This window comes from Streptomonospora nanhaiensis, assembly GCF_013410565.1.
Lineage (GTDB): Bacteria > Actinomycetota > Actinomycetes > Streptosporangiales > Streptosporangiaceae > Streptomonospora > Streptomonospora nanhaiensis.
On sequence record NZ_JACCFO010000001.1, the window covers coordinates 4,225,390 to 4,250,013 of the forward strand.

The 24,624-nt window shown below is 74.4% G+C and carries 22 protein-coding genes and 1 tRNA gene; 14 read left to right on the forward strand and 9 right to left on the reverse strand.

All coding sequences use genetic code 11. The features are described from left to right. Nucleotides 1–23: 23 nt before the first annotated feature. The gene (locus HNR12_RS18710; protein ID WP_179768828.1) at nucleotides 24–545 is read right to left on the reverse strand and encodes an O-acetyl-ADP-ribose deacetylase; all 522 of its coding nucleotides are present in this window, start codon (nucleotides 543–545) and stop codon (nucleotides 24–26) included. 393 nt (nucleotides 546–938) lie between these two features. Here HNR12_RS18710 and HNR12_RS18715 point away from each other — a divergent pair, with 393 nt between their 5' ends. From HNR12_RS18715 to HNR12_RS18725, 3 genes are all read left to right on the forward strand, one after another. Beyond that, the gene (locus HNR12_RS18715) at nucleotides 939–1,301 is read left to right on the forward strand and encodes a BlaI/MecI/CopY family transcriptional regulator (protein ID WP_179768829.1); all 363 of its coding nucleotides are present in this window, start codon (nucleotides 939–941) and stop codon (nucleotides 1,299–1,301) included. A 4-nt stretch (nucleotides 1,302–1,305) separates the two neighbouring features. Beyond that, entirely contained in the window at nucleotides 1,306–2,247 is a 942-nt protein-coding gene (locus HNR12_RS18720; RefSeq protein ID WP_179768830.1) for a M56 family metallopeptidase, read from the forward strand. A 201-nt stretch (nucleotides 2,248–2,448) separates the two neighbouring features. Then, entirely contained in the window at nucleotides 2,449–2,730 is a 282-nt protein-coding gene (locus HNR12_RS18725; protein WP_179770712.1) for a DUF2516 family protein, read from the forward strand. Here the strand turns inward: HNR12_RS18725 and HNR12_RS18730 are convergent. The 3 genes from HNR12_RS18730 to HNR12_RS18740 form a co-directional block, all read right to left on the reverse strand. Next, nucleotides 2,617–5,211, reverse strand: a complete 2,595-nt coding sequence (locus tag HNR12_RS18730) for a hypothetical protein (protein ID WP_179768831.1) — start codon at nucleotides 5,209–5,211, stop codon at nucleotides 2,617–2,619. The genes HNR12_RS18725 and HNR12_RS18730 overlap by 114 nt on opposite strands. Before the next feature lie 233 nt (nucleotides 5,212–5,444). Further along, complete coding sequence (locus tag HNR12_RS18735) at nucleotides 5,445–6,374, reverse strand: neutral zinc metallopeptidase (RefSeq protein WP_179768832.1); 930 nt, start codon at nucleotides 6,372–6,374, stop codon at nucleotides 5,445–5,447. Between the two features lie 72 nt (nucleotides 6,375–6,446). Next, nucleotides 6,447–7,415 (reverse strand): neutral zinc metallopeptidase, encoded by a 969-nt coding sequence (locus HNR12_RS18740; RefSeq protein ID WP_308118904.1) that lies wholly within the window; start codon nucleotides 7,413–7,415, stop codon nucleotides 6,447–6,449. A 158-nt stretch (nucleotides 7,416–7,573) separates the two neighbouring features. Between HNR12_RS18740 and HNR12_RS18745 the strand changes: the two genes are divergently transcribed. Continuing rightward, nucleotides 7,574–9,364, forward strand: coding sequence for a DUF2207 domain-containing protein (locus HNR12_RS18745; RefSeq protein ID WP_179768834.1), 1,791 nt, complete (start codon nucleotides 7,574–7,576; stop codon nucleotides 9,362–9,364). 45 nt (nucleotides 9,365–9,409) lie between these two features. Then, the gene (dtd, locus tag HNR12_RS18750; RefSeq protein ID WP_179768835.1) at nucleotides 9,410–9,835 is read left to right on the forward strand and encodes a D-aminoacyl-tRNA deacylase; all 426 of its coding nucleotides are present in this window, start codon (nucleotides 9,410–9,412) and stop codon (nucleotides 9,833–9,835) included. Nucleotides 9,836–9,903: 68 nt separating this feature from the next. On the opposite strand, the gene HNR12_RS18755 is transcribed toward dtd, so the two are convergent. Next, a complete protein-coding gene (locus HNR12_RS18755; protein WP_179768836.1) occupies nucleotides 9,904–10,596 on the reverse strand; it encodes a response regulator transcription factor in 693 nt (230 codons plus the stop codon). Then, the gene (locus HNR12_RS18760; protein ID WP_179768837.1) at nucleotides 10,593–11,771 is read right to left on the reverse strand and encodes an ATP-binding protein; all 1,179 of its coding nucleotides are present in this window, start codon (nucleotides 11,769–11,771) and stop codon (nucleotides 10,593–10,595) included. Before HNR12_RS18760 ends, HNR12_RS18755 begins: the two co-directional genes overlap by 4 nt. A 122-nt stretch (nucleotides 11,772–11,893) precedes the next feature. Here HNR12_RS18760 and phoU point away from each other — a divergent pair, with 122 nt between their 5' ends. From phoU to ispF, 3 genes are all read left to right on the forward strand, one after another. After that, nucleotides 11,894–12,556, forward strand: coding sequence for a phosphate signaling complex protein PhoU (gene phoU, locus HNR12_RS18765; RefSeq protein WP_179768838.1), 663 nt, complete (start codon nucleotides 11,894–11,896; stop codon nucleotides 12,554–12,556). Between the two features lie 381 nt (nucleotides 12,557–12,937). Then, on the forward strand, nucleotides 12,938–13,420 hold the full coding sequence (locus HNR12_RS18770) for a CarD family transcriptional regulator (RefSeq protein WP_179768839.1): 483 nt from the start codon (nucleotides 12,938–12,940) through the stop codon (nucleotides 13,418–13,420). 37 nt (nucleotides 13,421–13,457) lie between these two features. Continuing rightward, nucleotides 13,458–13,928 carry a 2-C-methyl-D-erythritol 2,4-cyclodiphosphate synthase gene (gene ispF, locus HNR12_RS18775; RefSeq protein WP_179770713.1) on the forward strand — a complete coding sequence of 157 codons (471 nt, stop codon included), beginning with the start codon at nucleotides 13,458–13,460 and terminating at the stop codon, nucleotides 13,926–13,928. A 114-nt stretch (nucleotides 13,929–14,042) separates the two neighbouring features. On the opposite strand, the gene HNR12_RS18780 is transcribed toward ispF, so the two are convergent. Beyond that, entirely contained in the window at nucleotides 14,043–15,971 is a 1,929-nt protein-coding gene (locus tag HNR12_RS18780; protein ID WP_179768840.1) for a hypothetical protein, read from the reverse strand. A gap of 424 nt (nucleotides 15,972–16,395) precedes the next feature. Between HNR12_RS18780 and cysS the strand changes: the two genes are divergently transcribed. The 3 genes from cysS (at nucleotide 16,396) to HNR12_RS18795 (ending at nucleotide 19,070) form a co-directional block, all read left to right on the forward strand. Then, a complete protein-coding gene (gene cysS, locus HNR12_RS18785) occupies nucleotides 16,396–17,799 on the forward strand; it encodes a cysteine--tRNA ligase (RefSeq protein ID WP_179768841.1) in 1,404 nt (467 codons plus the stop codon). A 161-nt stretch (nucleotides 17,800–17,960) separates the two neighbouring features. Continuing rightward, nucleotides 17,961–18,950 (forward strand): 23S rRNA (guanosine(2251)-2'-O)-methyltransferase RlmB, encoded by a 990-nt coding sequence (rlmB, locus tag HNR12_RS18790; protein ID WP_179768842.1) that lies wholly within the window; start codon nucleotides 17,961–17,963, stop codon nucleotides 18,948–18,950. 47 nt (nucleotides 18,951–18,997) lie between these two features. Continuing rightward, nucleotides 18,998–19,070, forward strand: a tRNA-Thr gene (locus HNR12_RS18795). A 596-nt stretch (nucleotides 19,071–19,666) separates the two neighbouring features. Here HNR12_RS18795 and HNR12_RS18800 read toward each other — a convergent pair. Together HNR12_RS18800 and HNR12_RS18805 are read right to left on the reverse strand one after the other, a co-directional pair. Then, nucleotides 19,667–20,965, reverse strand: a complete 1,299-nt coding sequence (locus tag HNR12_RS18800; RefSeq protein WP_179768843.1) for a hemolysin family protein — start codon at nucleotides 20,963–20,965, stop codon at nucleotides 19,667–19,669. A 300-nt stretch (nucleotides 20,966–21,265) separates the two neighbouring features. Further along, nucleotides 21,266–21,673: a hypothetical protein gene (locus HNR12_RS18805; RefSeq protein WP_179768844.1), complete on the reverse strand. Its 408-nt coding sequence runs from the start codon at nucleotides 21,671–21,673 to the stop codon at nucleotides 21,266–21,268. Between the two features lie 428 nt (nucleotides 21,674–22,101). Here HNR12_RS18805 and HNR12_RS18810 point away from each other — a divergent pair, with 428 nt between their 5' ends. The 3 genes from HNR12_RS18810 to HNR12_RS18820 all read left to right on the forward strand — a co-directional run bounded on the left by HNR12_RS18810 (nucleotide 22,102) and on the right by HNR12_RS18820 (nucleotide 24,492). Further along, complete coding sequence (locus HNR12_RS18810; protein WP_179768845.1) at nucleotides 22,102–22,512, forward strand: RidA family protein; 411 nt, start codon at nucleotides 22,102–22,104, stop codon at nucleotides 22,510–22,512. 253 nt (nucleotides 22,513–22,765) lie between these two features. Further along, nucleotides 22,766–23,779, forward strand: a complete 1,014-nt coding sequence (locus HNR12_RS18815; RefSeq protein ID WP_179768846.1) for a 2-hydroxyacid dehydrogenase — start codon at nucleotides 22,766–22,768, stop codon at nucleotides 23,777–23,779. Then, complete coding sequence (locus tag HNR12_RS18820; RefSeq protein ID WP_179768847.1) at nucleotides 23,776–24,492, forward strand: hypothetical protein; 717 nt, start codon at nucleotides 23,776–23,778, stop codon at nucleotides 24,490–24,492. The genes HNR12_RS18815 and HNR12_RS18820 overlap by 4 nt, the downstream gene beginning before the upstream one ends. Nucleotides 24,493–24,624 lie beyond the last annotated feature (132 nt).

The window sequence follows — 24,624 nt, forward strand, 5'->3', positions numbered from 1 at the left end:
AAGGTCAAGGGAATGGTCCGGGGTCAGCCGAGTGCCCGTGCGAACGCCTGATACGCTTCCCTGCCGAACAGCACGAACCGGACCTCACCCACTGTAGTCGACGCATCCTGGGCCGCGACCGCCCGGACCGCGCGCACCGCGATCTGCGCGGCGGAGTCGACCGGCCAGCCGTAGACCCCGGTCGAGATCGCGGGGAACGCCACAGTCCGGGCGCCCAGGTCAGCGGCCACGCGCAGGCTGTTGCGGTGGCAGGCGGCGAGGACCGCGGAGCGGTCCTCGCGGGTGCTGTGGACGGGGCCGACGGTGTGGACGACCCAGGTGGCCGGCAGGTCCCCGGCGGTGGTCGCCACCGCCTGCCCGGCGGGCAGCCCGTCGGGCAGGACGGTGGCCCGCAGTTCGCGGCAGGCGGCGAGCACCCGCGGCCCCCCTCTGCGGTGGATCGCGCCGTCCACGCCGCCCCCGCCCAGCAGGGCGGAGTTGGCGGCGTTGACGACCGCGTCGACCCGCTGCTCGGTGATGTCGCCCTCGACCAGGGTGATCTCCATCGCCCTCTTCCCCTTCCCTCCCGCGGCCGCGCGGCCGCGGCGTGTGCCGCCCCCGCCCAGCCGCGCCGCGCCCGCCCCGTTCCGTTCCCCGCGTCGAACGGTTCCGCCTCCCGCGCGCGGCGAGGCGTACCGGGCGGCGGTCCGGCGGGTGCTCCTCGGGGCCCTCGGTCAAGTGTCCCCGGTGTCCCCGGTGTCCTCCAGGTCATCCGGCGCCTCCGGCGGCACCCCACCGCCCCTGGGGCCCCCGGTGCCCGCCGGCGCCCCGGTCGGCCGGGGCGCGCCGTGGGGCGGGTGAGGTGCGGGAAGCCTTGTGCGGCAAGGGGTCTGGCAGTTCACGAACTGGAAACGTGCCCCGCGACAGCCTGTAGTACTACCCCGGGTAGACTCCGGACCATGAATCGGCTCGGCGACCTCGAACGCGCGGTGATGGATGTACTGTGGCAGCGGAACGAGCCTTTGACGGTCCGTGAGGTGGGCCGTGCTCTCGCGGACCGCGACCTCGCGCACACGACTGTCATGACCGTGCTGGACCGGCTTGCCAAGAAGGGGGTCGTGGCACGGGCTCGCGAAGGACGCGCGTGGCGCTACCGCCCGGCAGCCAGCCGGGAGAACTACGTCTCGGAGCTCATGTTCGACGCGCTCGGCCAGACGGGCGACCGCGATGCCGCCCTGGCCGCGTTCGTCCGCTCGATGAGCGGTCCCGAGGCCGAGGCGCTGCGCCGCGCGCTCGCGGAAATCGACGAGCCGAGGACGTAGCCGAATGGTCAGTGCCGCACTGCTCACCACCATCGCGGTTGGCTGTTTCGTGGCCGCGGCACGACTCCGGCGGGCCTCCTGGCCCGCGCGCGGGCCCTACGTCGCCGTGATCGCCTGGCAGGTGCTGGGCCTGGCCTGGGGCTTCTCCACCATCGGCGCGCTGCTCGCGTTCGGCCTGGCCCCCTACGGGCGCGGCGTCATCGGCGGGCTGTTCGCGCTGGCCGAGGACGCCTGGGCGCACGACCTCTACCTGTCGCGGATCTCCGGCACCACGCTGGGCGCCACCCAGGTGGGCGCGGTCGTCCTCGCCTTCAGCCTGACCCTGCTGCTGTTCAGCGGCCTGACGGCGTCGTTCGTGCAGGTGCTGCGCGTGCGCCGGCGCCACCACGATCTGCTGCGGCTGGTCGCCCACGACGACCCCGAGGTGCCCGGCGCGCGCATCCTGGACCACCCCACGGCCGCGGCCTACTGCCTGCCGGGCGTGCTGCGCTCGGAGGTGGTGATCAGCGCGGGCGCGCTGAAGGTGCTCGACCCCAGCGAGTTGGCCGCGGTGATCGCCCACGAGCACGCGCACCTGCGCCAGCGCCACGACCTCGTGCTGCTGCCGTTCTCCTCGCTCAAGCGGGCGTTTCCGCACGTGAAGGTGGTCGAGACCTACTACCGCGCGGTGGCGCTGCTGATCGAGATGTGCGCCGACGACCAGGCGCGGCGGGAGCGGTCGCCGCGCGAGTTGGCCATGGCGCTGCTGCGGTTCGGCGCGTCGGGCGCCTCGCCGGTTCCGGCGGGCGCGCTGGCGGTCACCACCGACGAGCCCGAGGTGCTGACCCGGGTGTCGCGGCTGCTGAACCCGGCGAAGGCGTTGACCCCCTCGCAGAGCGCGGGGGTGCTGGGCGCGGCCGTGCTGCTGATGGCGTCGATCCTGACCCTGTGGCACGTGCCGCTGTAGGCGCGGCGGGCGCGCGGTGCCGCGCGCCCCGGCTCCTCTCCGGCGTTTTCTCCCCGGCCCGCCCGGCTTTTCGGGCGGGCCTGTTCGGGCACCATCGCGCGAGCCTGGCCGTTTAGGGTGGGAGAGGCCGGCGGCCCGCCGCCGGCCCGTCAGCAGCCGTCTGAGGTTCGGAGGGGTCCAGTGCTCGGCACGCTGAGTTTGATGTGGTGGCTCATCTACGTCGCGATCTTCGTGACCAGCCTGTTCGCCCTGGTCGACGCCGCACGCACGCCCTCCCAGGCGTTCCCCGCCATGGACAAGCAGACCAAGAAGCTGTGGCTGGTCCTGCTGGGGGTCTCCACCTTCGTGTCGTTCAGCGCGGTGTTCACCTCAGTACGGTTCTTCGTCTTCATCGCGCTGATCGTCGCGCTGATCTACCTGCTCGACGTCCGCCCGGCCGTGCGCGGTATCGGGCGCAAGGACGGGCCCTACGGCCCCTGGTAGGTCCTGCGGCGCCGGGGCGGCGGCGCCCTCGGCCCGGGGGGCGGGTGCGGCGCCCGGGGCGGGCGCCACCGCGGGCCCCGGCTGGTCGGCTCCCGCCGGCGCGCCGCCCCTTTCGGCCGCGCGGTCCGCGGCCGGCGCGCCGCCCGGTGGGCGCCGCGGCGCCGGCGGGGCCTCGGCGGCCGGCGCCCCCGCGGCGTCGGCGTCCTCCTCGGCGCGGGGCCGCGCGCGCTCGGCCAGCAGGTCCACCGCGTCGGCTATCGCCGTGGTGTAGGCGGGGTCGCGGGTGTAGCGGGAGTGCCCCAGGACCTCCGGGCACAGCGCCTCGCCGGGTTGGACCCCGTAGTGGCGGGGGTCGGGCAGGGGCTCGGCGGACTCCACCGGGTGCGGCCCGCCCTCCCGCGCGATCCGCACCGGCCCGCCGATGGGGTCGGTGGCCCGCCACAGGTTGCGCCAGCGCAGTGTGCGCGAGCCGAGGTCGCCCAGCGACGCGGGGCCGAAGTAGGCGGGGAAGTAGCGCGCGTACAGCCGCGACAGCGGCGAGCCGTGGGTGAGCAGGACCACCTGCCCGCCGAGCCGGCGGGGCAGCTGCCACAGGGTGGCCGCGGCCAGGACCGACCCCTGGGAGTGGCCCGACAGCACCACGCCGGTGCCCTGCTCGGCCATGTGGGCGACGCGGGCCACCAGTTGGGGCACGGCCCGTTCGCCGTAGCTGGGCGGGGCCAGCGGGTGCGCCAGCCGGGGCCAGAACGTGCCGACGTCCCACAGCACACCCACCGCCTGGCGGGTGGGCGCGTTGCGGTAGGCGGTGCCGCCCAGCCACATCAGCGCCAGCAGGAACGCGCCGCCCAGGAACGAGCCGACGGTCACCATCACGGTGACGGCGGCCTGCAGCGCTCCGGCGGTGACCGACTGGGGGCCGCCGGTGCCGGCGTCCTCGCCGGGTGCGGCGGTGAGGTGCCCGGTGAAGGCCGAGTACAGCACGAGCGCCACCAGCGCGCCCACGGGCAGCAGCAGCGCGGCCACACACGCCGGCAGGAGTTCGGTGACGCCGCCGAACGCGCGGGCGCGCGCGATCTCGCGGGTGCGTGCGGGGTCGTCGGCGCCGGGGTACATCTCGCGCACCCGCAGCTCCTCCTCGGGGGCGCGCCGGCGCAGCACCACCAGGGCGGCGGTCGCGCACGCCAGGGCGATGGCGGCCTCCATGGTGAAGGCCAGCTGCAGCCAGGAGTAGGCGCCGGCGGGGTGCAGCACGATGCAGCCGTCGTCCTCGGCGCCGGGGTAGTAGCAGCCGCCCAGCCAGCCGGCGGCCTGGTAGACGGTGGCGGCCGACAGCGCGCCGCCCAGCAGGGTGCCCAGGATCGCGGCGGCGGGTCCGGCGGTGCCGCCCAGCGGTGTGCCGGCGCGGGTGCCGCGCCGCAGGTGCAGGACGATCGCGGCGGCCAGCAGCACGGCGCCCAGCACGCACTGCACCGCGAAGAGGGTGTTGAGGATGGTGCTGTACCAGGGCAGGGGGCCCTGGGCGGTCCAGCCGGGGCGGGGCCACAGGGCGTAGGCCAGCGCCGCGACCAGCAGCAGCAGCGACACGTCGCGCACGACGCGGCAGGACAGGTCGGCGAGCCGGTGGCGGTGGTCGCCGTCGCCGGGCAGCACCACGCCGACCGCGCTGAGCAGCACCACCCCGGCGGTGAGTCCGGCCAGGGCGGCGCCGACCGAGCCGGCCGGGCTGAGGCCGTCGGCGGTCAGGGGCGGGGCGACGAGCAGAACGGTGACCACCGCGACGGCCGTGGCGATGTGGGCGGAGCGCAGCCGCGCGGTGGTGGGTTCGCGGCGCCAGAACCCGGGGGCGCTCAGCGGCGCCTCGGCGGCGGGGTCGGGGGCGGGCAGGGCGCCGGTGACGGTGTAGGCGGCGGTGCGCCGCGACAGCCGCCACAGCACCGCCACCACCAGCAGCGGCAGCAGCGCGCCGACGGCCAGGGCGCGGGGCGGCTGGGCCAGGGGCGCGCCGGGGGCCGAGAGCGGGCCGAGTAGGGGGCGCAGTTCGGCGCAGGCGGTACCGTGGCCGGCGCACTGCCAGCCGACGAGGTCCATGCCGATTCCGGCGGCGGCCAGGATGAGCAGGGCGGTGAGGGTGAGCGCCAGCAGCCGCACGGCCGCGCCGAAGGTGGCGTCGGCGGCGGCGCCCAGCCGCGAGCGGGCGTCGTCGAGGCGGCCGGGCCGCATCCAGTAGGCGATGTTGACCAGCATGAACGGCAGGAGCAGCAGCCACAGCGCGCGGGAGGAGCGGCCGGAGGTCAGGGTGCCCCAGGCGAAGATCTCGCGGGGGACGCCGGGCACGGTCTCGGTGTCGGGTTTGCGGCGCCAGCGGAAGAACCCGGCGAGCCGGTCGCCGGAGACCCGCACGGCGGGTTCGACGTCCAGCAGTTCCTCGGCCTCGCCCCCGCTTACTCCGTGGACCCGCAACTCCACCGCGCGTAGCTGCATGCCGTGATTTTCGCACGCGCCGCCGGGGCGTAGGGGGGATACGGCGGCCCGGATCCGCCGCGGGCGGGGGCGGCGCGGACCCGAAACCGGTGCGGGGGGCGCGCTCGCGGCGGCCGGGGGCGGTGCGGCGAGCGCGCAGGCCGCGCCCAGGGGCGGCGGCGACCGGGGTGACCAGGTCGTTCGCGGCGGGGCGGGCGGGGAAGGGCGGCGCGCGGCGGGGGCGGGGCGGTCCGCTACTGCACCAGGGCGTCGTCCTCCACGGCCCAGGTGTTGCACGCCCCGGGCGACTGGTCGGCCATGCCGTGCTCCAGCCACAGGACGCTGTTGTCGGCCGAGCCGTGGGTGCGCTCCTCCTCGGGGCCGTTCTCGCGGTCGGCGGTGGCGGCGGCGTCGTCGAGCACGGCGGCGACGTCGGAGTCGGTGAGCGGGTAGGTCACGCGCACCGCGCCGAGGAAGACCCCGGCCAGGCAGTTGGCCTGGAGTTCGCTCTTGCGGGTCCACACGTTCTGGTCGATGCGGGTGGTCTCCAGGCTGCGCTGCTGGTGGTAGTACTCCAGCAGCCCGGCCTCGCCCTGGACGTGGTGGCCGTACTCGTGGGCCAGCAGGGAGGCGTAGACGGCGCTGACCTCGTTGCCGCCCCACTTGTCGACCACGTCGGAGGTGCCGATGTAGATGCTCTTGACGGCGCGGCAGTAGAATGCGCCCGCCCCCGAGGGGTAGGCGCGGCAGGGGCTGGTGCCGCCCTCGCTCCAGAAGACCCGCCGGGGCGGTTCGAAGGGCACCCCGGCCTCGCGGAACTGGCGCGCCCAGGCGTCGTCGAGGCAGTCGGCGACGGTGTGGAGGAAGCGTTCCATGGACGCGGGGTCGTGCACGTGGAGTTCGGGCGCCGGGCAGGGCAGCGGCATCAGCCGGCCGGTCTCGTAGAGGGGGTTGGCCACCAGCGCGCTCTGGCCGGAGGGGCGCTGGGTGTCGCCCTGGTCGGCGGTGGCGCCGGCCTGGGGGGTGGCGGCGGTGCCGGGCCCGGGGCCGGGGTCGTCGCCGACGACGGCGATCCCGGTCAGGGCGGTGAAGGCGGCCAGCAGCGCGGCCAGGGCGGCGTAGAGCGCGCCGCGGCCGCGCGCGGGCGGTCCGGGGCCGCCGGCGGGCCCGGGAATGGTCGCCATGGCGGTGCCGGGCGGGTCAGCCGCCGTGCGGCCGGGTCGCGGCCCCGAGGGCGGTCAGCGAGCGTGGGGTGTTCAATCGACCAGTTCCTCCCGCGCCTCCCAGGTGTTGCATGCGGCCGGGTCGACCCGGTCCATGCCGTGCGCCGTCCACAGGCGGCCGTTCTCGGGTGAGCCGTGGGTGCGGTCGCCGGAATTGTAGTCGCCCCGGCGCTCGGCGTCGTCGAGGATGGCGTCGTGTTCGTCGGCGCCCACGGGGTAGGAGTCGGCGGCGGCGCCCAGGAACAGCCCGCCCAGGCAGTTGGCCTGGAGTTCGCTGCGCCGGGTGAGGAGGTCCTGGGCGGCGGGGTCGTCCTCGGCGGCGCGGGTGTGGTGGAAGTACTGCAGGATGCCGGCCTCGCCCTGGACGTGGTGGGCGTACTCGTGGCTGAGCAGGAAGGTGTAGGTCTCGCGGCGGGTGCTGTCGTTGGAGTTGTCGACGATGTCGGAGATGCCGAGGTAGAGACCCTTGTTGGCCTGGCAGTAGAACGCGGCGGTGCCGGCGGTGGGGAAGTTGCCGCATGGGCTCTGCCCGGCGGTGTACCAGTAGATGCGGCTGGGCGGCTCGAACTCGGCGCCGGTGCCGGCGAACTGCTCGGCCCAGGCGCGGTCGAGGCAGTCGGTGATGTCGTGGAGGAAGTTCTCCATCGACGCGGGGTCGTGGGCGTCCAGCGGCGGCGCCTCGCACTCGACCTCGGCCATGGCGCCGGTGGCGTACAGCGGGTTCTGGGTGAGGATGTCGGCGCCGGTGTCGTCGCCGACGGGGGTTTCGTCGGCGGCGGGGGCGGTGCCGGCGGGCAGTCCGGTGGCGGGGCCGGCGTGGGCCGGGGGGCCGAACATGGCGGAGACGCTGAGGAAGGCCGCCAGGCCGATGGCGGCCAGGCCGGTGCACAGCGCGAGGCTGACGGCGGTGCCCAGGCGCTGGCGCGGGGGCCTGCGGGCGTAGCGGGGCAGCGCGGCGTGCCGGCCGGCCGCCGTGCCGAACCCCCCGAAGCGTTCTGCCACGCGCTGGTCCCCCTCCCCGTTCGGTATCCGTCCGCGTGTGCGGCAGCGCGGCCGCACCACATCGATTATGGCGGCACGTGGTGACATGTGCGGGGCGCCGGCCCGCCGGCGGCGCTCGCGTACCGGCCGCCCGACGTCGACCGATAGGCTCTCACGACATGGGCGGGGTTGGACTGGCGCGCGCGGCGGCTGCGGCACTCGTGCTGGCCGTGTCCGCGTCCGTGCCCGTAGCCGCGCCCGCGCTCGCCGCGCCGGCCGAACCGCCCGAGCCCTCCGCCACGGAGTCCCTGCCCGCCGCGCTGCCCGGCGACGGCGCGCGCCGCGAGACCAGCAACGCCATCCGGCTGGAACTGGGCGAGAACGGCGTCCTGCACGCCGAGGAGGCCATCTCCTTCGGCGCCGACCCGCCCGAGGAGTTCGTGCGCACCCTGGTGGTGCGCGAGCCCTACGACGCCGAGCACGACCGCCTCTTCGAGGTGAGCGACGTCTCGGCGGTGGACGTCTCCGGCGGCGCGGTCGAGGTGGAGCGCGCCGAGCGCGACGGCACCCTGGACCTGCGCATGGACACCGAGGGCCGCTCCGAGGTCGTGCTGCGCTACACCGTGCGCGGCGCCGTGGACCCGGTGGGCACCGGCACCGAGCTGGAGTGGACCGCCGTGGGCGGCTACAGCGCCCCCGTGGCCGAGACCACGGTGGTCGTGGACGCCGCCGTGCCGCCCAGCGCGCTGTCGTGCACGGCCGGCGCGCCGAGCAGCTCCATCTACTGCACCTCCTCCGACATGGGCGGCCACCAGGCGCTGCTGGCGCGCTTCCTGCAGACCGACATGGAGCCGGGCGACTTCCTCTACATCGTAGTGGGCTACCCGGCCGGGTCGATCGGCGGCGAGGCGATCCTGGAGCGCAACTGGTCGCTGCAGTCGGCGTTCGCCATCACCCCGGGCACCGCCACGGTGTTCGGGCTGCTGCTGCTGGTGCCGGTGGGCGGGCTGATCGCGCTGATCCGCATCCGCGGGCGCGACGAGCGGGCGCTGCGCACCGAGGCGGCGGCCGGGCGGGCGCCCGTGGCGGCCGCGGGCGGCGCCGCCGGGGAGCCCGACGCGGTGCGGTTCCGCCCGCCCGACAACGTCCACCCCGGTCAGATCGGCACGCTCATCGACGAGCAGGCCGACGTGGTGGACATCACCGCCACCGTGGTGGACCTGGCGGTGCGCGGCCACCTCACCATCCGGGAGCTGCCGCACGCCCAGTACTCGGCGACCGACTGGCGGCTGGACAAGCGCCCCGGCCCCGTCGACGACGACCTGCTGCCCTATGAGCGGATGCTGCTGGACGCGCTGTTCCACCAGTGGCACCAGGTCAAGCTCTCCGAGCTGGGCCGCAGCGAGTTCCCGGCGCGGCTGTCGGAGGTGCGCGACGAGCTGTACCGCGACATGGTGCGGCTGAAGTGGTTCGCCAACCGGCCCAACGTGGAGCGCAACCGGTGGGCGACCGTGGGCATCGCCATCACGGTGGTGGGCGTGGTGCTGACCGTGCTGCTGGCGGTCTTCACCCAGGCGGCGTTCACCGGGCTGGCCGTGGTGATCGCCGGCGCCGCGGTGACGGTGGGCGCGCAGTTCATGCCGGCCAAGACCCGGCAGGGCAGCGTGGTGTTCGCCCACACCCTGGGGTTCCGCGACTACCTGCTCAGCGCCGAGGCCGAGGACGTGCCGCCGCGGCATCGCGTGGCGCTGTTCTCGCGCTACCTGCCCTACGCCATCATCTTCGACAACGTCGACCGGTGGGCGGCGATCCTGGCCTCGGCCAGCAGCGAGGACCCCGCCGACGGGCTGCCCTGGTACGTGGGCCCCGACGACTGGAAGCTCCAGGACTTCGCCGACTCCATCCGGTCCTTCGCGCTGACGCTGACGGGGGTCATCTCCAACACGCGGCAGTTCCGCACGCTGCGCTGAGGCGCCGCGGACCGACACGTCTGGTCGAGAAGGGGAGGGACGCGCATGCGGGCGGTCCTGCAGCGGGTGTCGCACGCCCGGGTCACGGTGGAGGGCGCCGTGGTCGGCGAGATCACCGGTCCGGGCCTGATGGCGCTGGTGGGGGTGACCCACACCGACACCGAGGCCGAGGCGCGGCGCCTGGCGGCCAAGATCTGGGGGCTGCGGATCCTGGAGGGCGAGCGGTCGTGCTCGGAGGTGGGCGCGCCGGTGCTGGTGGTCAGCCAGTTCACGCTGTACGGGGACGCCCGGAAGGGCCGCCGGCCCACATGGCAGGCGGCGGCCCCCGGTCCCGTGGCCGAGCCGCTGGTCGACGCCGTTGTCAAAGAGCTGCGCGACCTCGGAGCCCGCGTCGAGACGGGGGTGTTCGGCGCGATGATGTCGGTGTCGCTGACGAACGAGGGGCCGTTCACCGTCGTCGTCGAGGTGTGAACGGCCGACGGCGGCGGTGCCGCCGGGCCCGCCCGGTGCCCGGGCCGGGCGCTGGTGGGGCGCGGGGGCTACTCCGCGGCCACCGGCTCGAACTTGTAGCCCAGGCCGCGCACGGTGACGATGAACTCGGGGTTGCCGGGGTCGGTCTCGATCTTGGCGCGCAGCCGCTTGACGTGGACGTCGAGGGTCTTGGTGTCGCCCACGTAGTCGGCGCCCCACACGCGGTCGATGAGCTGCATGCGGGTCAGCACCCGGCCGGCGTTGCGCAGCAGGACCTCCAGCAGTTCGAACTCCTTGAGCGGGAGCTGGATGTTCTCGCCGCGCACCGTGACCACGTGCCGCTCCACGTCCATGCGGACGGGGCCGGCCTCCAGGGCGGTGGGCAGCAGCGCCTCGTCCTCGCCGCGGCGGCGCAGCACCGCGCGGATGCGGGCGACGAGTTCGCGGGAGGAGAAGGGCTTGGTGACGTAGTCGTCGGCGCCCAGCTCCAGGCCGACGACCTTGTCGATCTCGGAGTCCTTGGCGGTGAGCATGATGACCGGGACGTTGGACTTCTGCCGGAGGGTGCGGCACACCTCGGTGCCGGGCAGGCCGGGCAGCATCAGATCGAGCAGCACCAGGTCGGCCCCGGTGCGGTCGAACGTCTCCAACGCCACCGTTCCGGTCGGTGCGACCGCGACCTCGAACCCTTCCTTGCGCAGCATGTACGAGAGGGCATCGCTGTAGGATTCCTCGTCCTCAACGACGAGTACACGCGTCACTGTGCTGCCTCCTGATTGGTGTTCTCACCGGGGCTGAGCGGCTCCCGGGTCTGGGCGCGGGGCAGACGCAAGGTGAACGTCGACCCCGACCCCTCCTTGCTCCACACGGTCACTTCCCCGCGGTGGTGCGTCATGATGTGCTTGACGATCGCCAGGCCGAGGCCGGTGCCTCCGGTGGCCCGGCTCCGAGCGGCGTCCACACGGTAGAACCGCTCGAAGATGCGTTCCAGGTCCTGGGTGGGGATACCGATCCCCTGGTCGGCGACGCTGATCTCGACCATGTCGTCGACGGCCTCGGCGGTGACCGACACCCGGGTGCGCTCGGGGCTGTAGGCGACGGCGTTGGCCACCAGGTTGCGCATGGCGGTCACCAGCAGGCCCTCGTCGCCCAGCACGGTGGTGTCCTCGGTGCCGCTGGAGACGAGTTCGATCTCCTTGGCGTCGGCGGCCATGCGGACGGCGTCGAGGGCCTCGTCGACGACGCTCTCCATGGAGATGCGGTCGGGTTCGGCCATCGGCTCGGCGCCCTGGATCCGCGACAGCGTGATGAGATCCTGGATGACGCTGGTCAGCCGGGCGGCCTCCTGCTGCATGCGCCCGGTGAAGCGGCGCACGGCCTCGGGGTCGTCGCTGGCGTCGGCCACGGTCTCGGCCAGCAGCGACAGCGCGCCGACCGGGGTCTTGAGCTCGTGGCTGATGTTGGCGACGAAGTCGCGGCGCACGGCCTCGACGCGGCGCCGCTCGGTCTGGTCCTCGGCGAGCACCAGCACCAGGCCGGTGCCGCCCAGGGGGGCCACGCGCACGGCGAAGGAGGTGGAATCGGGTCCGAACTTGTGGACGGCGACCTCGATCTCGGTCTCGCGGATGACGCCGTCGCGGCGCACCTGGCGGGCCAGGGCGAGCAGGTCGCCGATGACGAGTTCGTCGCCGCGGACGATCCCGTAGGCGCGGGCGGCGGAGCTGGCGCGCAGCACCCGGTCGGCGGAGTCGAGGACCACCGCTGAGGAGGGCAGCGCGGCGAGCACCTCGGCGATGCCGGCGGGCAGCTCGGTCCGGGTCTGCGGCTCGTGGGCGCGGGAGCCGCCCGACTCGCTGATGCGGAACGCCAGACCCGCCGCGACGCCTGTCACGAGGCCGACGAGTCCCGCTATAGCGGCGAGCAGTTCTCCTTGCACAGTTCGATCGTAAGCGGCGGATGGCCTGCTTTACCCTTCTGACCACGGGTTACAACCGAGGTTTCGTCACTATTCACCGATGATTCCGAAATGATTCAGCTACGACCTGGGACGATGTGAACATGCGCGATACCTATCATGAGGAGCTTGACGCCCTCGGTGAGCGCCTCGTCGAGATGACGCGGCTCGCCCGGCACGCGATCGCACGCGCCACCACGGCGCTGCTCGACGCGGATCTCAACGCCGCGCAGGAGGTGATCTCCGGCGACGAGGAGCTCAACCGCCTCGACGAGGAGATCGAGGCCAGCGCCTTCGACCTGATGGCCCGCCAGCAGCCGGTGGCCTCGGACCTGCGGGTCATCATCACGGCCCTGCACATGTCCGGCGACCTGGAGCGGATGGGCGACCACGCGGTCCACATCGCCAAGATCGCCCGCCGGCGCCACCCCGACTCCGCCATTCCCGCCGAGCTGCGGTCCACGGTCCTGGAGATGGGCCACCAGGCCGAGCTGCTCGTCATCAAGGCCGGAGAGGTCGTGGCGCAGCGCGACGCCGACACCGCGCTGGAGCTGGACAAGGACGACGACCGCATGGACCGGCTGCGCCGCCGGCTGCTGACCCGGATCCTGGACCCGGGGTGGAACCACGGGGTGGAGGCCACCATGGACGTCACCCTGGCCGGGCGGTTCTACGAGCGCTTCGGCGACCACGCCGTGCACGTGGCCGACAACCTGGTCTACATGGTCACCGGCCAGCGGCCCAAGGACATGGACACCGAGAGCTGACCCGGGCCTGCGGGCCCGGCCGAGACGGCGCGCCGCCGCGCAGCGTGGCGAAGATCACGCGGTGCGGCGGCGCGGTGCTTTGGGGCGGCGCGCGGAGGTCGAGGGGGCGGAGGTCGGGCCACCGGCCGGTGGTGAGATCATGGGGGGAGGTCTTCACCTTCACCCTGCGTGCTCGCCGTGCGGCCGCGCGGCCCGGCGGCGGGGCCGGCGGGCACCCCGCGCGGCACGGGCCCGGACCGTATTCCACCAGGTCCGAAGCACCTCGGGTGAGCTTTGTCAAGACCCCGAAAGCGGCATTGACCTGCGCGTACGTAAACCGAATAGGTACGTTAAGTCACAGATTCGTGGTATCCTGGTGGTAGCGGAAGGGGTACTTGTCACATGACTTTCAAGGTCGGCGACACCGTTGTCTATCCCCACCATGGGGCTGCCCGTGTTGAGGCGATCGAGACTCGCACCATTAAGGGCCAGGATAAGACCTACCTCGTTCTGAGGGTCGACAAGGGTGATCTCACAGTACGCGTACCGGCGGACAACGCCCAGGATGTCGGCGTTCGTGACGTGGTCGGGCAGGATGGCCTCGACCGCGTCTTCGAGGTGCTGCGCGCACCGCACACCGAGGAGCCCACGAACTGGTCGCGGCGCTACAAGGCGAACCTGGAGAAGCTCGCCTCCGGCGACGTGAACAAGGTCGCCGAGGTCGTCCGCGACCTCTGGCGCCGCGACAAGGAGCGCGGGCTTTCGGCCGGCGAGAAGCGCATGCTGGCCAAGGCGCGGCAGATTCTGGTAAGTGAGCTCGCCCTCGCCGAGAAGACGAACGAGGACAAGGCCGAGGCGCTTCTCGACGAAGTTCTCACGAACTGATATTCGGCCACGAAGAACAATTCAGTTGATGGTGAAAATGCCAAGGGTGGGCGTCGGGACCGACGTCCACCCTTTCATGTCCGGGAGAATCCTTTTTCTGGCCGGTTTGGAATGGCCGGGCGAGGACGGTGTGAGCGGGCACTCCGACGGCGACGTCGCCGCCCACGCCGCCTGCGACGCGCTGTTCTCGGCCTGCGGGCTGGGCGACCTCGGCGCGCAGTTCGGCACCTCCGACCCCCGCTGGAAGGGCGCCTCGGGTGTCGCGCTCCTGAGAGAGGCGGCGGCGCGGGTGCGGGCGGCCGGGTTCGAGATCGGCAACGTCGCGGTGCAGGTCGTCGGCAACCGGCCGAAGTTCGCCCCCCGGCGCGCCGAGGCCGAGAAGGTGCTGTCGGAGGCGGTGGGCGCGCCGGTGACCGTGTCGGCCACCACCACCGACGGCCTGGGGCTGACCGGCCGGGGCGAGGGGATCGCCGCGATCGCCACCGCCCTGTGCGTGCCGGGCGACTAGCGGCCCGCTGAGACGCGAAGCGCCCTGCCGGTCCGCCAGGGGCCGGCAGGGCGCTTCGCGGTGCGCCGCGTGCGGGCGGGGGCCGGGTCGGTCCGCCGCGCCGCAGGAGGGCGCTCAGTCCTCGTCAGGGGGTGTGGGCTGGCTGCGCACCCGGTTGGACGGCGGCTCCGCCGGGAACGGCGAGGACCCCTGCCGCCGGGGCGAGCGCCGGGGCTTGAGGACCATGGGCCGCTTCTCGATGGGCGGCGCGGCGGAGTGCGCCGGGCCCTCGGGCGGGGGGAGCGGGTCGGGCTCGGCAGCGGCGGGGGCGGGCTCGGAGTCCTCTGCGGCGGGCGCGGTCGGGTCGGCCCCGGGCTGTTCGGGAGCGGCGGTCAGCGGCTCGCCCTCGTCATTGGTCGGATCACCCGGCGGCAGGTCGTCCACGAACCCGTCCTCCGCGAAGGCGGGCTCGGAGTCGGCATCGGTGCCGTGCCGCTCCGCCGGGGAACCCGGCGCGCCCGGCGGGGCCTGCGCCGCCCGCTTGATGGGGTTCTCGCGGCGGGTGCGCCTGGGCAGGTCGGAGCCGGCGCCGTCGGGGCCATCCGGGGCGTCGGAACGGTCGCCGTCGCCGGCGGCGGCGACCGAGAGCGCCGGGGCGGGGGCGTCGGCGGCGGTGCCGTCCTCGCCATGGGTGTCGGCGGTGTCGCCGGTGCCGGCCGCGCCGGTCCGCTCCGGCTCCGCGCGCGGGCGGTCGTCGTCGGCGGCGGTGCGCGGCACCGCGCCCCAGGCCGCGTAGACGTCATCGGAGTCGGCGCGGTCATCGTGGTCGTCACGGCCGCCGGTGGCCGCGTCCCGGTCCCCGTCCGCGTGCGCGGGTTCGGACCGGGCGGCGGTTGCGGTTTCGGCGGAGGGGTCCCCGGCGGCCGGGGCGGGGGTCTCCTCGGGCGCGGCCGCCGCGCCGCGGCGCGCGGCGGCGGCGTCGTCGGCGCCGGCGGGGCCGAGCGGGGAGTCCGGCGCGGCGGACCTCGTGTCCTCAACGCCGGTGTCCTCGGCGCGGAGCGCGTGGCGCAGGGCCAGCGGGTGGGTGCGGACGGTGCCGGTGTCGGGCTCGGGGCCGCCGGCGGACTCGGGCCACAGCGGCTTGGCGTCGACGCCGTCGTCGGCGCGGTCGGCCGGGACGGTGTCGGCGACGGGTTCGGGGCGCGCCACGCGCTCCTCGGTGCGGCGCCCGGCCGCCGGAGGCGCCGGCTGGGCGGCGGCTCCGGCCATGCCGCGGTCGTCGGTGCCCTCGCGGTCGAACAGCTCCTCCCGGCCGGCTGAGGCGGTGTCGACCCCCACGGGCCGCCCCTCGTACCGGTCGGGTGCGGGGTCGTCGGCGGGGCCGGGGTAGTCCAGGCGGTGCGTGGGGTCGTCGTCGCGCAGCAGCCGGGGCGCCTCGTCGGCCGGGCGCGGGCGCCGCGCGAGGCCGTCCTCCTCGGCCAGGGCGGCGGGCTCGGTGGCGGCCGGTGCGGCGAGCGGCGCGGTCGGCGGCTCGGTGCCGTCGTCGACGGGCTCGGCCCGGCGGCGCGCGGCCCGGGGCCGGGTGCCGGGGATCTCGCCGCGCAGGTGCATGACCACCGAGAGGAAGATGCGGAAGGCCGCGAGCAGCGCCACCCACGGCGCGACGGCGGCGACGACCACGGCGACGTCGGGGAGCAGCACCAGGCCGTAGGCCCGCAGCGCGCTGGCGCCCGCAGCGAGCAGGATCAGCAGCAGGATGAGGGCGTCGACCCACAGGCGCCGGGAGCGGGGGGCGGTGCGCAGCAGGTAGCCGCCCCAGAACGCCATCAGCATCAGCAGGGTGAACGCGCCGGGGTAGAGGTGGGCGTAGCGGCGGTCGATGTTGCCCTGCACGGCGATCTGGTAGATGCCGTTGTAGGAGAGCAGGACGGCGCAGGCCGCGATCACGAGGACGCCCAGCGCGGTCACGGCGACGGCGGCGAAGCGCGAGCCGGACCTGGGCGGCGCGTGGGGGCCGCCCGCGTCGCGTGCACCTGGGGTTTTGGAGGAGGGTTTACCGGCCATGGTGCGCAGAAGGGTAGCCCAGCGAACACGGCGAACACGAGGTCGCGCCCGAAACCGACCGCAAGAGGCGGGGCGCGCGTCCGCGGCGGAATGGGAATTTGTCCAGTTCGGTGGTGATTATCTTGCTCTGGGTTACGAGCGGGCGGACCTCCGGTAGCGACACGCGGGATTCAGCTCACATGGCGCCGGGAATTGCGGTCGGCCGGATTTCCGTTCGGGTGGGAACCGGTTTTCGGCGGGCCGCATACCGCCCTTCGGCCGCGCGCCGGGCGGCGGGGCGGGGGAAAGGGCGCAACGGGTGCCGCGCCCCTGGTCGGCGGCCGGTGAAGGGGGCCGCGGGAAAGGGCGGGGGCGCGTTGATCCGGGGGCGGTCGGCTGTGGACGAACCGGCCGTGGTACACGGGGAAACGGCTACCCTTGCAGTGTGAGTCTGCGCTTCTACGACACCAGTGCCCGGCAGGTCCGCGACTTCACGCCCCTGCGCGAGGGGTGTGCCTCGCTGTACCTGTGCGGTGCCACGGTGCAGGCGCCGCCGCACATCGGGCACATCCGCTCGGGCGTGAACTTCGACATTCTGCGGCGCTGGCTCACCTACCACGGCTACCGCGTCACGCTGTGCCGCAACGTCACCGACATCGACGACAAGATCATCAACGTCGCCCGCGGTGAGGGCGTGGAGTGGTGGGAGGTCGCCGAACGCAACCAGCGGGCGTTCACCGCGGCCTACGACACCCTCGGCTGCCTGCCGCCCACCGTCGAGCCGCGCGCCACCGGCCACGTGCCCGAGATGATCGAGCTGATGCGCCGGCTCATCGACCGCGGCCACGCCTATCCGGCCGCCGACGGCTCCGGCGACGTCTACTTCGACGTCACCTCGTTCCCCGACTACGGCGCGCTGTCCAACCAGCGCCCCGACCAGATGCGGGGGGCCGCCGACACCGACGACGACCGCCGCAAGCGCGACCCCCGCGACTTCGCGCTGTGGAAGGGCGCCCGGCCGGGCGAGCCCAGCTGGGAGACCCCGTGGGGGCGGGGGCGGCCGGGCTGGCACCTGGAGTGCTCGGCCATGTCCACCAAGTACCTCGGCGGCTCCTTCGACATCCACGGCGGCGGGCTCGACCTCGTCTTCCCCCACCACGAGAACGAGGTCGCGCAGTCCCGCGCCGCCGGCGACGGGTTCGCGCGGTACTGGCTGCACAACGGCCTGCTCACCATGGGCGGCGAGAAGATGAGCAAGTCGCTGGGCAACTCCCTGCTCATCCCCGACATGGTGCGCAAGGTCCGTCCGGTGGAGCTGCGCTACTACCTCGCCCAGGCGCACTACCGCTCGGTCATCGACTACTCCGACGACGCCCTGGCGGAGGCCGCGGCGGCGTTCCAGCGGGTCGAGGGCTTCCTGACCCGCGCGGTCGAGGTCGTGGGCGCGGTCGAGCCCGCCGGGCGGGTGCCCGGCCCGTTCGCCGCGGCCATGGACGACGACCTCGGGGTGTCCCAGGCGCTGGCGGTGCTGCACGGGCACGTGCGCGACGGCAACACCGCCATCACCGAGGGCGGCAAGGAGCGCATCGCCGAGTTGGCGGGGCAGGTGCGGGCCATGCTGGCCGTCCTGGGGCTGGACCCGCTGTCCGACACCTGGACGCAGAGCGCCGATTCCGGGCTGAGCGACGTCGTCGACTCTTTGGTGGCCGTGGCCCTGGAGCAACGGCAGGCGGCGCGGGCCCGCAAGGACTACGCGGCGGCCGACGCCATCCGCGACCAGCTGCTGGCGGCGGGCGTGGTGGTCGAGGACACCCCGCGCGGCCCGCGCTGGGAGCTGCGCCGCTCCTAGCGGCGGCACCGTTCCGGCGGGCGGGTGCGCCGTCGCCCGCCCGCGGACCGACGGCGCACGCGGTCCCCGGCATCGGCGACCATGGAAGGGCACGGCCGCGGCCTGCGGCCGGGCCGGCGCACGGCCACCGGCAATCCACCACACGACGAGGACGAACACCCATGCCCGCGAAGAAGAGCAAGAAGGGCCCCACCAAGGGCAGCGGCGGCAAGGGGCGGCGTGCTCTCGAAGGCCGGAAGGGCACCCTTCCCGCCGAGGAGCGCCACTGGTACTCCGACAAGCAGCGCCGCGCGGCCAAGCGGCCCGACAAGCCCGCCGCGGGCGCGCCCGCCGGCGCCGGGCGCGGCGGCGCCGCACCCCGGGCCACCCCCGCGGGGGGCGGCGCGGAGTTCCTGGTGGGGCGCAACCCGGTGGTCGAGGCGCTGCGGGCGGGCGTGCCCGCCACCCGGCTGTTCCTGGCCAACAGCCTGGACCAGGACGAACGCGTCACCGAGGCCGCCCGCCTCGCCGGCGCCGCCGGGGTCGAGATCCGCGAGGTCCCCCGGGCCGAACTCGACCGCCGGTGCGAGAGCAACGGCCAGCCGGGCGCGGTGCACCAGGGCATCGCCCTGCACACCCGCCCCTACCGCTACTGGGACCCCGCCGATCTGCTCGACGCCGCCCGGCGCACCGAGCAGGGGACCGGTGTCCCCCCGCTGTTCGTCGCGCTCGACGGCGTGACCGACCCGCACAACCTGGGCGCGGTGGCCCGGTCGGCGGCGGCGTTCGGCGCCAACGGCCTGCTGATCCCCGAGCGCCGGGCCGCGGGCGTGACCATGGCGGCGTGGAAGACCTCGGCCGGCACCCTGGCCACCCTTCCGGTCGCCCAGGCCACCAACCTCACCCGGACCCTGGAGGCCTACAAGAGCGAGGCCGTGTTCGCGGTCGGCCTCGACGGCGACGGCGACACCCGGCTGGACCAGCTCGAACTCGCCACGGGCCCCCTGGTGATCGTGGTGGGCTCGGAGGGCCGCGGCCTGTCCCGCCTCGTCCGCGAGACCTGCGACCTGATCGCCGCCATCCCGATCACCGGAGCCGAGTCCCTCAACGCCTCGGTAGCCGCCGGAGTCGCCCTCTACGAGGTCACCCGCCGCCGCACCACCGAGCACTAGCCCGAACCCGGTACCATGCCTTTGGGCACCCCCTGGGGGTGTCATCAGCCGACGTAGCTCAATTGGCAGAGCAATCGCCTTGTAAGCGATAGGTTAGGGGTTCAAGTCCCCTCGTCGGCTCTTTTCATGCCCATAGCCGCAGGCCAGGGCGGCCATGCAGAATCGCCGCCCGGGTTTCTTGTGCGGCGGGCGCGCACTTTCCGCCCCCTGGCAGCAATCGCCTTTGCGGCTTTGCGCAAGGCCTGCCCGAGCCGTATGTGGAGCGCTTCCCGCACGTCAGCATTCAGGTGCCGCCTGTTCGGCGTCGGAGCTCGCGCTGTGCCGCCAACAGCCTTTCGCTGCTTTCGTCGGTGATGGCGACGCGCAACGGGCGGAGAAACGCGGATAGGCGTGCTTTCGCACAGGAGAAGCGGGGTGGAATATGAGTATGCACCGAGACAGGGGCTGCCGGTGCGCTGTGAGATCTACACCCAGTTCATCGACGGCTCGTCCGTCGGAGCCCTCACGGGAGTCGACGGCTCCGCGGCCGACGAGCCGTTCTATCCGCTGGTCCCCTGAGTAGACCAGGGCGGGCCGCCCTGGTCGCGAGCGCGGACTCCTGTCTCACGGCACCGGCGGCGAGGACGTGGCGGTCTTGAGCGGTGGGTGGGGCGGTTCCCGCGCGGGGCGTTCAGGACGGACCCCGGGCGATGCCCAGGGCGCCGGGGGCGGAAAGGTCACTCCGCGGCCGCGGTGTCCTCGGGGGGAGGGTCGCTGTGGCGGCGCAGGGTGACCGCTGAGATGACGCGGCCGTTGGTCTCGGCCACGCGGGCGGTCCATTCGCCGAGGCCGACGAGGTCGCCCGGCTGCTCGGGGATGCGGCCCAGGAGGGCGATGACGAGTCCGGCCACGGTGACGTAGTCGCCGTCGGGGCGCTCCTTGAGGTGGACGTCGATGTCGGGCAGGTCGTGGACCGGGTAGGTGCCGGGCAGGGTGATCGAGCCGTCGGGGTGGCGCACGGCGGTGCGGATGTCGGAGTCGGTCTCGTCGTAGATCTCGCCGACGATCTCCTCCAGCAGGTCCTCCAGGCTGACGATGCCGTCGATGCCGCCGGTCTCGTTGACGACCACGGCCAGTTGCTGGCGCTCGGAGGTCATGCGCTGGAGCGCCAGGGAGACGACCAGGGAGTCGGGCAGCAGCAGGGGGCGGCGGGACAGTTCGCGGGCGGTGCCCTCGCTCTGGACCAGGTCGGACCAGTGCACCACGCCGATGACGTCGTCCAGGTCGTCGTCGGTGACCACCGGCGCGCGGGAGTGCCCGTGCTCGGCGAGCATCCGCGTGGCCTCGGCCGCCTCGGTCCGGGCGGGGATGACGAAGACGCTGCCGCGGGGCACCACGACCTCGCGCAGCCGGCGGTCGTTGATCTCGAAGGCGCTGGTGATGATGGTGCGCTGCTCGCGCGTCATGCCGCGCTGCGTGGCGACCATGTCCCGCAGTTCCTCCTCCGACACCTCTTCGCGGGCGGCGTTGGGGTCGCCGCCGGTCAGGCGCACGACCAGGTCGGTGGAGACGCTCAGCAGCCACACCGCCGGGCGGGACAGCGCCGCCAGCAGGTTGAGCGGGCGGGCGACCAGGAGCGCCCAGCCCTCGGCGCGCTGCATGGCGATCCGCTTGGGCGCGAGCTCGCCGAACACCAGGGTGATGAAGGTCAGCACGATGGTCACCAGGACGATGGCCACGGGGCCGGCCGCGTCGCCGAGGAAGCCGAGGGGGCCGATCAGCGGCTGCGCCAGGGACACCGCGGCGGTCGCCGAGGCGAGGAACCCGGCCAGGGTGATGCCGATCTGGATGGTCGCCATGAAGCGGTTGGGTTCGCGCGCCAGGCGGGCGACGGTGCGCCCGCCGGCTCCCCGCGCCTCAAGCTTCTTGATCTGGCCTTCGCGCAGGGTGATGAGCGCGATCTCGCTGCCCGCGAACAGGGCGTTGAGCACGACCAGGATCAGCACGAGGCCGAGTTGGACCCCGTAGTTCTCCATGAGCGACCTTCCATGCTGATGCCGGAACCGCCTGGCGGCGGCCAGGCTCGGAGCACACCTTCCCGCCTCGGCCCGTCCAACACGGGGTGGTGCGGGTGTGTCTCCTGGTACTGGGGGGAACGGCACAGCATGGCGCGGGGTTCCGCGAGAGGGGCGCGCCCCGCCGCGCTGGGCGCGGCGCAAGGGGCGGAGGCCCCGCGGGCGGGGGCAGGGGCACCCGCCCGCCTGGCCCGCGGTTCCAGGTGGACGCGGCGGCCGAGGGCCGCCGGGAGCGCCGGGGTCCCGACGGGCGGGACCGGGTCAGCCCAGGACGACGACGCTCCGCATGTGGTGCGGCACGCTGAAGGTCTCCTGGCCCGCGCCGAGGTCGAACCAGTCGTCGGGCCAGAGGCCGCCCTGGAGGTTGTCGCAGGGGTCCTTGGTGATCATGACCGTGACGTCGGTTCCGTTGTGGAGCTTGGCGATGACCCGCTCCTGCTGGGTGTCCTCGTTGACCCACTGCTCGGGCAGGGGGTGGCAGCTGCCCGCTCCGGGGTCCTCGATGACGATGGTCTCGGTGCGGGTCCAGTTGTCGCTGTTCTCGGTGGAGTCGTACTCAAGTACCTCGATGGTGATCGAGCCTTCGGCCGCGTGGGCCGGGGCGGCGAACAGGGCCGAGCCGGACAAGAGCGCGGCGAACGTGGCGACGGCGGCGGTCAGGCGCCTCATGGTCGTCCTTCTTTCGGGGGGCCGGTCGGGTAGGGAAACGGTCGGCGGAAGGCGGGGGCGCGGCCCGGGGCTGCGGGAGGGGCCGAGTGGGCGGGTGGTGCGGTCGGCGACGCGCGCGCGGGATGCGGCGGGGCGGGGCGGTCGGCGGCCGCGATGGCGGTGGGCGGCCCGGTGGCGACGGCGGCGGGCGCCGTGCTCGGCGCGAGGGCGGCCCGGGACCCTCCGCAGGGTTGTCCATTCGCTACATTGCGTGAGTAGTACCGTCAGATAGGTACCACGCCTTTGACACCACCACACTCCTCCCATGGCCTGAACTCTCGGCTCTTTCAAGCCGAAACGGGGGCCTCGCGGCGACGGAAAACCGGTCGATAACTCCGCCGGTCTGTGGGACCGTTCGGCTGTTCCGGTCGATCTCGAGAGGTGGTCCCATGCCGCGTGCCGTCACGTTGATCCGCTCCGCGTCGCTGTCCGATGTCGCCGAGTACGCCTACGCCGCCACGGCTCCGGCCGAGGCGCGGCTGATCTTCCTGGCGGGGGCGTGCCCGCTGAACGAGGACGGCACCACGGCGGCGGTGGGCGACGTCGCCGGGCAGGCCGCCAAGGCCGTGGAGAACCTGCGGACCGCCCTGGCCGACGCGGGCGCCGCACTGGAGGACGTCATCAGCACCCGCGTCCTCGTGGCGTCCGACCGGCAGGCCGACCTGGTGGCGGCGTGGGAGGTCGTGCGCGACGCGTTCGGCGACCACGACGTGCCGAGCACGCTGATGGGCGTGACCGTCCTGGGCTACGACCACCAGCTGGTCGAGGTGGAGGCGGTCGCCGCGGTTCTGGACTCCTGAGCGGGGCGGGCGGCCCACCGGGGGTTTCGGCCGCGGCGTCCGGCGCCCTGGGGCGGAGGGCGGAGCGCCGCGGCCCTACCGGGGACCGGTGCCGCCCGGGGGCCGGCCCCCGGGCGGGCCGCCCGCCGCCGGGCCCTCCCCGGGCGGCGGCAGGTGGAGGTGGAGGTGGTCGATGCGGCCGGTCTGCACGGCCGTGCCCCAGACGGGGCCGCCCCTTCCCTGTATTCGCCCTCGAACCGAAAGACCGCCTCGGATGACACTGCCCCGCCTCGTCGTACTGAGCCGTCGCGGCCGTGCGACACTCGACCCCGCCCACTGGGCCGAACTGGAGCGCCACGCCGACGTGCTCGTGGTGCCGTGCGAACGCGCGCCCGACCGCGCCGACGCCATCAGGCTGCTGGCCGGCGCCGACCTGCTCGCCGCCACCAACCTGTGCCTGCCGGCCGTCGACGCCGACCTGCTCGACGCCCTCCCCGGCCTGCGCGGCATCGTCCTCTACGCCACCGGCTACGACCACCTCGACATCGCGCTGCTGCGCTCGCGCGGGGTGGGCCTGTCGATCCTGCCCGGCTACGCCACCACCGCCGTGGCCGAGCACTGCCTGGCCCTGCTGTTCGGGCTGGCCACCCGCCTGCACCTGGCCCACGACCGCAGCCGGGGGGCGGCGCCGCCCACGGTGTCGCTGCGCGGCGTCGAGTTGGGCGGGCGCACCCTGGGCGTGGTGGGCCTGGGGCGCATCGGCGGCGAGGTCGCCCGGATGGCCCGTGCCCTGGGCATGCGGGTGCGCGGCACCGACACCGACCCCGCGGCCGCCGCGCGCGCCGCCGCGTCGGGTGTGGAGACCACCGATCTGGCGGGCGTGCTGGCCGCCGACGCGGTGGCGGTGTGCGCCAGCCACACCTTCGGCGCCCCGCCCGTCATCGGCGCCGCCGAACTCGCCGCCCTGCCCGAGGGCGCGCTGCTGGTCAACGTCGCCCGGGCGTCGCTGGTGGACACCGCGGCCGCCGTGGCGGCGGTGCGCGGCGGGCGGCTGCGCGGCTACGCCGTCGACGACGCCGTGGTGGACCCGGCGCGCGACGGCGACCTGCTGGTGCAGGGGCGCGTCCTGCAGACCGGGCACAGTGCCTGGTGGCGCGACGAGACCCTGGACCGGGGCGCCCGGATGTGGGGCGAGCGCATGCTCGCCGCCGTGTGCGGCGCGCCGCTGGACCCCGTCACGTGGCCCGAGCACGCCCCGGCCGCCCTGGCTCCGGCGGTGGGCGCGTGAGCCGCCGCTGGGTCCCGCCGGCGGCCGCGCTGGCCGCGGTGTGGCTGGTGGTGCCGGCCGTGCTGGCCGCCGCGCGGTGGCCGCGCTGGTGGGACTACATCGCCCAGGAGATGACCCCGATGACGTGGGTGCAGAGCGTCGTGCTCGTGCTCGCCGCCGCCGGGGCGCTGCTCGTGGCGTTCGTGCTGCGCCGCACCTCGGGCGGGCGCACCGGGGTGTGGTGGCTGCTGGCCGCCGGTTTCGCGGCGCTGGCCCTGGACGAGCGGTTCGCCCTGCACGAGCGGGTGCGCGACGGCTACCTCGCCCCGCGCGGGGTGACCGTGCCGTTCCTGCCGTGGGTGGCCCCCGGCGACTTCCTGGTGATGGGGCTGGCCGTGGTCGGGCTGGCGCTGCTGCCGGCGGTGTGGCGCGCGGTGCGGGTGGACACCGCCTCGCGCAACGCCCTGGCGCTGGGCGTGCTGCTGGCCGTGGTGGCGGTCGGCATGGACTCGATCGACCCCGCCACCTGGACGGTTGCGGCCGAACGCGTCCAGCAGTCCCTGGAGGAGGTCGTGGAGCTGGGCAGCGGACTGGCCTTCCTGGCGGCGATCGTGCTGCGCCTGACGGGGCTGCTCGCCGCCCACCTGCCGCCGGCTGTGCCGCACGAGCCGCCCGCGGCGGCGCGGCCGGCCCCTGTTCCCGCATCGCAGGCCGCACCGCGCGCCGGGAGCTGAGGCCCGGCCGCCCCGCGGCCGTCCGGCGCGGGACCGCCGGGCGGGGAGGGGCGCGTGCGGGAGCAGGGCGCGGGAGCGCGGGGAGCGGGAGACCGCACCCCGCGCTCCGCGGGGTCCAAGGGGGCCCCGGGG

Excerpts from the sequence above, each read along its gene's own strand:
- HNR12_RS18710 (WP_179768828.1), bottom strand. The coding sequence starts at position 545 with ATGGAGATCACCCTGGTCGAGGGCGACATCACCGAGCAGCGGGTCGAC.
- HNR12_RS18715 (WP_179768829.1), top strand. The coding sequence starts at position 939 with ATGAATCGGCTCGGCGACCTCGAACGCGCGGTGATGGATGTACTGTGG.
- HNR12_RS18720 (WP_179768830.1), top strand. The coding sequence starts at position 1,306 with ATGGTCAGTGCCGCACTGCTCACCACCATCGCGGTTGGCTGTTTCGTG.
- HNR12_RS18725 (WP_179770712.1), top strand. The coding sequence starts at position 2,449 with ATGTGGTGGCTCATCTACGTCGCGATCTTCGTGACCAGCCTGTTCGCC.
- HNR12_RS18730 (WP_179768831.1), bottom strand. The coding sequence starts at position 5,211 with ATGCAGCTACGCGCGGTGGAGTTGCGGGTCCACGGAGTAAGCGGGGGC.
- HNR12_RS18735 (WP_179768832.1), bottom strand. The coding sequence starts at position 6,374 with ATGGCGACCATTCCCGGGCCCGCCGGCGGCCCCGGACCGCCCGCGCGC.
- HNR12_RS18745 (WP_179768834.1), top strand. The coding sequence starts at position 7,574 with ATGGGCGGGGTTGGACTGGCGCGCGCGGCGGCTGCGGCACTCGTGCTG.
- dtd (WP_179768835.1), top strand. The coding sequence starts at position 9,410 with ATGCGGGCGGTCCTGCAGCGGGTGTCGCACGCCCGGGTCACGGTGGAG.
- phoU (WP_179768838.1), top strand. The coding sequence starts at position 11,894 with ATGCGCGATACCTATCATGAGGAGCTTGACGCCCTCGGTGAGCGCCTC.
- HNR12_RS18770 (WP_179768839.1), top strand. The coding sequence starts at position 12,938 with ATGACTTTCAAGGTCGGCGACACCGTTGTCTATCCCCACCATGGGGCT.
- ispF (WP_179770713.1), top strand. The coding sequence starts at position 13,458 with ATGCCAAGGGTGGGCGTCGGGACCGACGTCCACCCTTTCATGTCCGGG.
- HNR12_RS18780 (WP_179768840.1), bottom strand. The coding sequence starts at position 15,971 with ATGGCCGGTAAACCCTCCTCCAAAACCCCAGGTGCACGCGACGCGGGC.
- rlmB (WP_179768842.1), top strand. The coding sequence starts at position 17,961 with ATGCCCGCGAAGAAGAGCAAGAAGGGCCCCACCAAGGGCAGCGGCGGC.
- HNR12_RS18800 (WP_179768843.1), bottom strand. The coding sequence starts at position 20,965 with ATGGAGAACTACGGGGTCCAACTCGGCCTCGTGCTGATCCTGGTCGTG.
- HNR12_RS18805 (WP_179768844.1), bottom strand. The coding sequence starts at position 21,673 with ATGAGGCGCCTGACCGCCGCCGTCGCCACGTTCGCCGCGCTCTTGTCC.
- HNR12_RS18810 (WP_179768845.1), top strand. The coding sequence starts at position 22,102 with ATGCCGCGTGCCGTCACGTTGATCCGCTCCGCGTCGCTGTCCGATGTC.
- HNR12_RS18815 (WP_179768846.1), top strand. The coding sequence starts at position 22,766 with ATGACACTGCCCCGCCTCGTCGTACTGAGCCGTCGCGGCCGTGCGACA.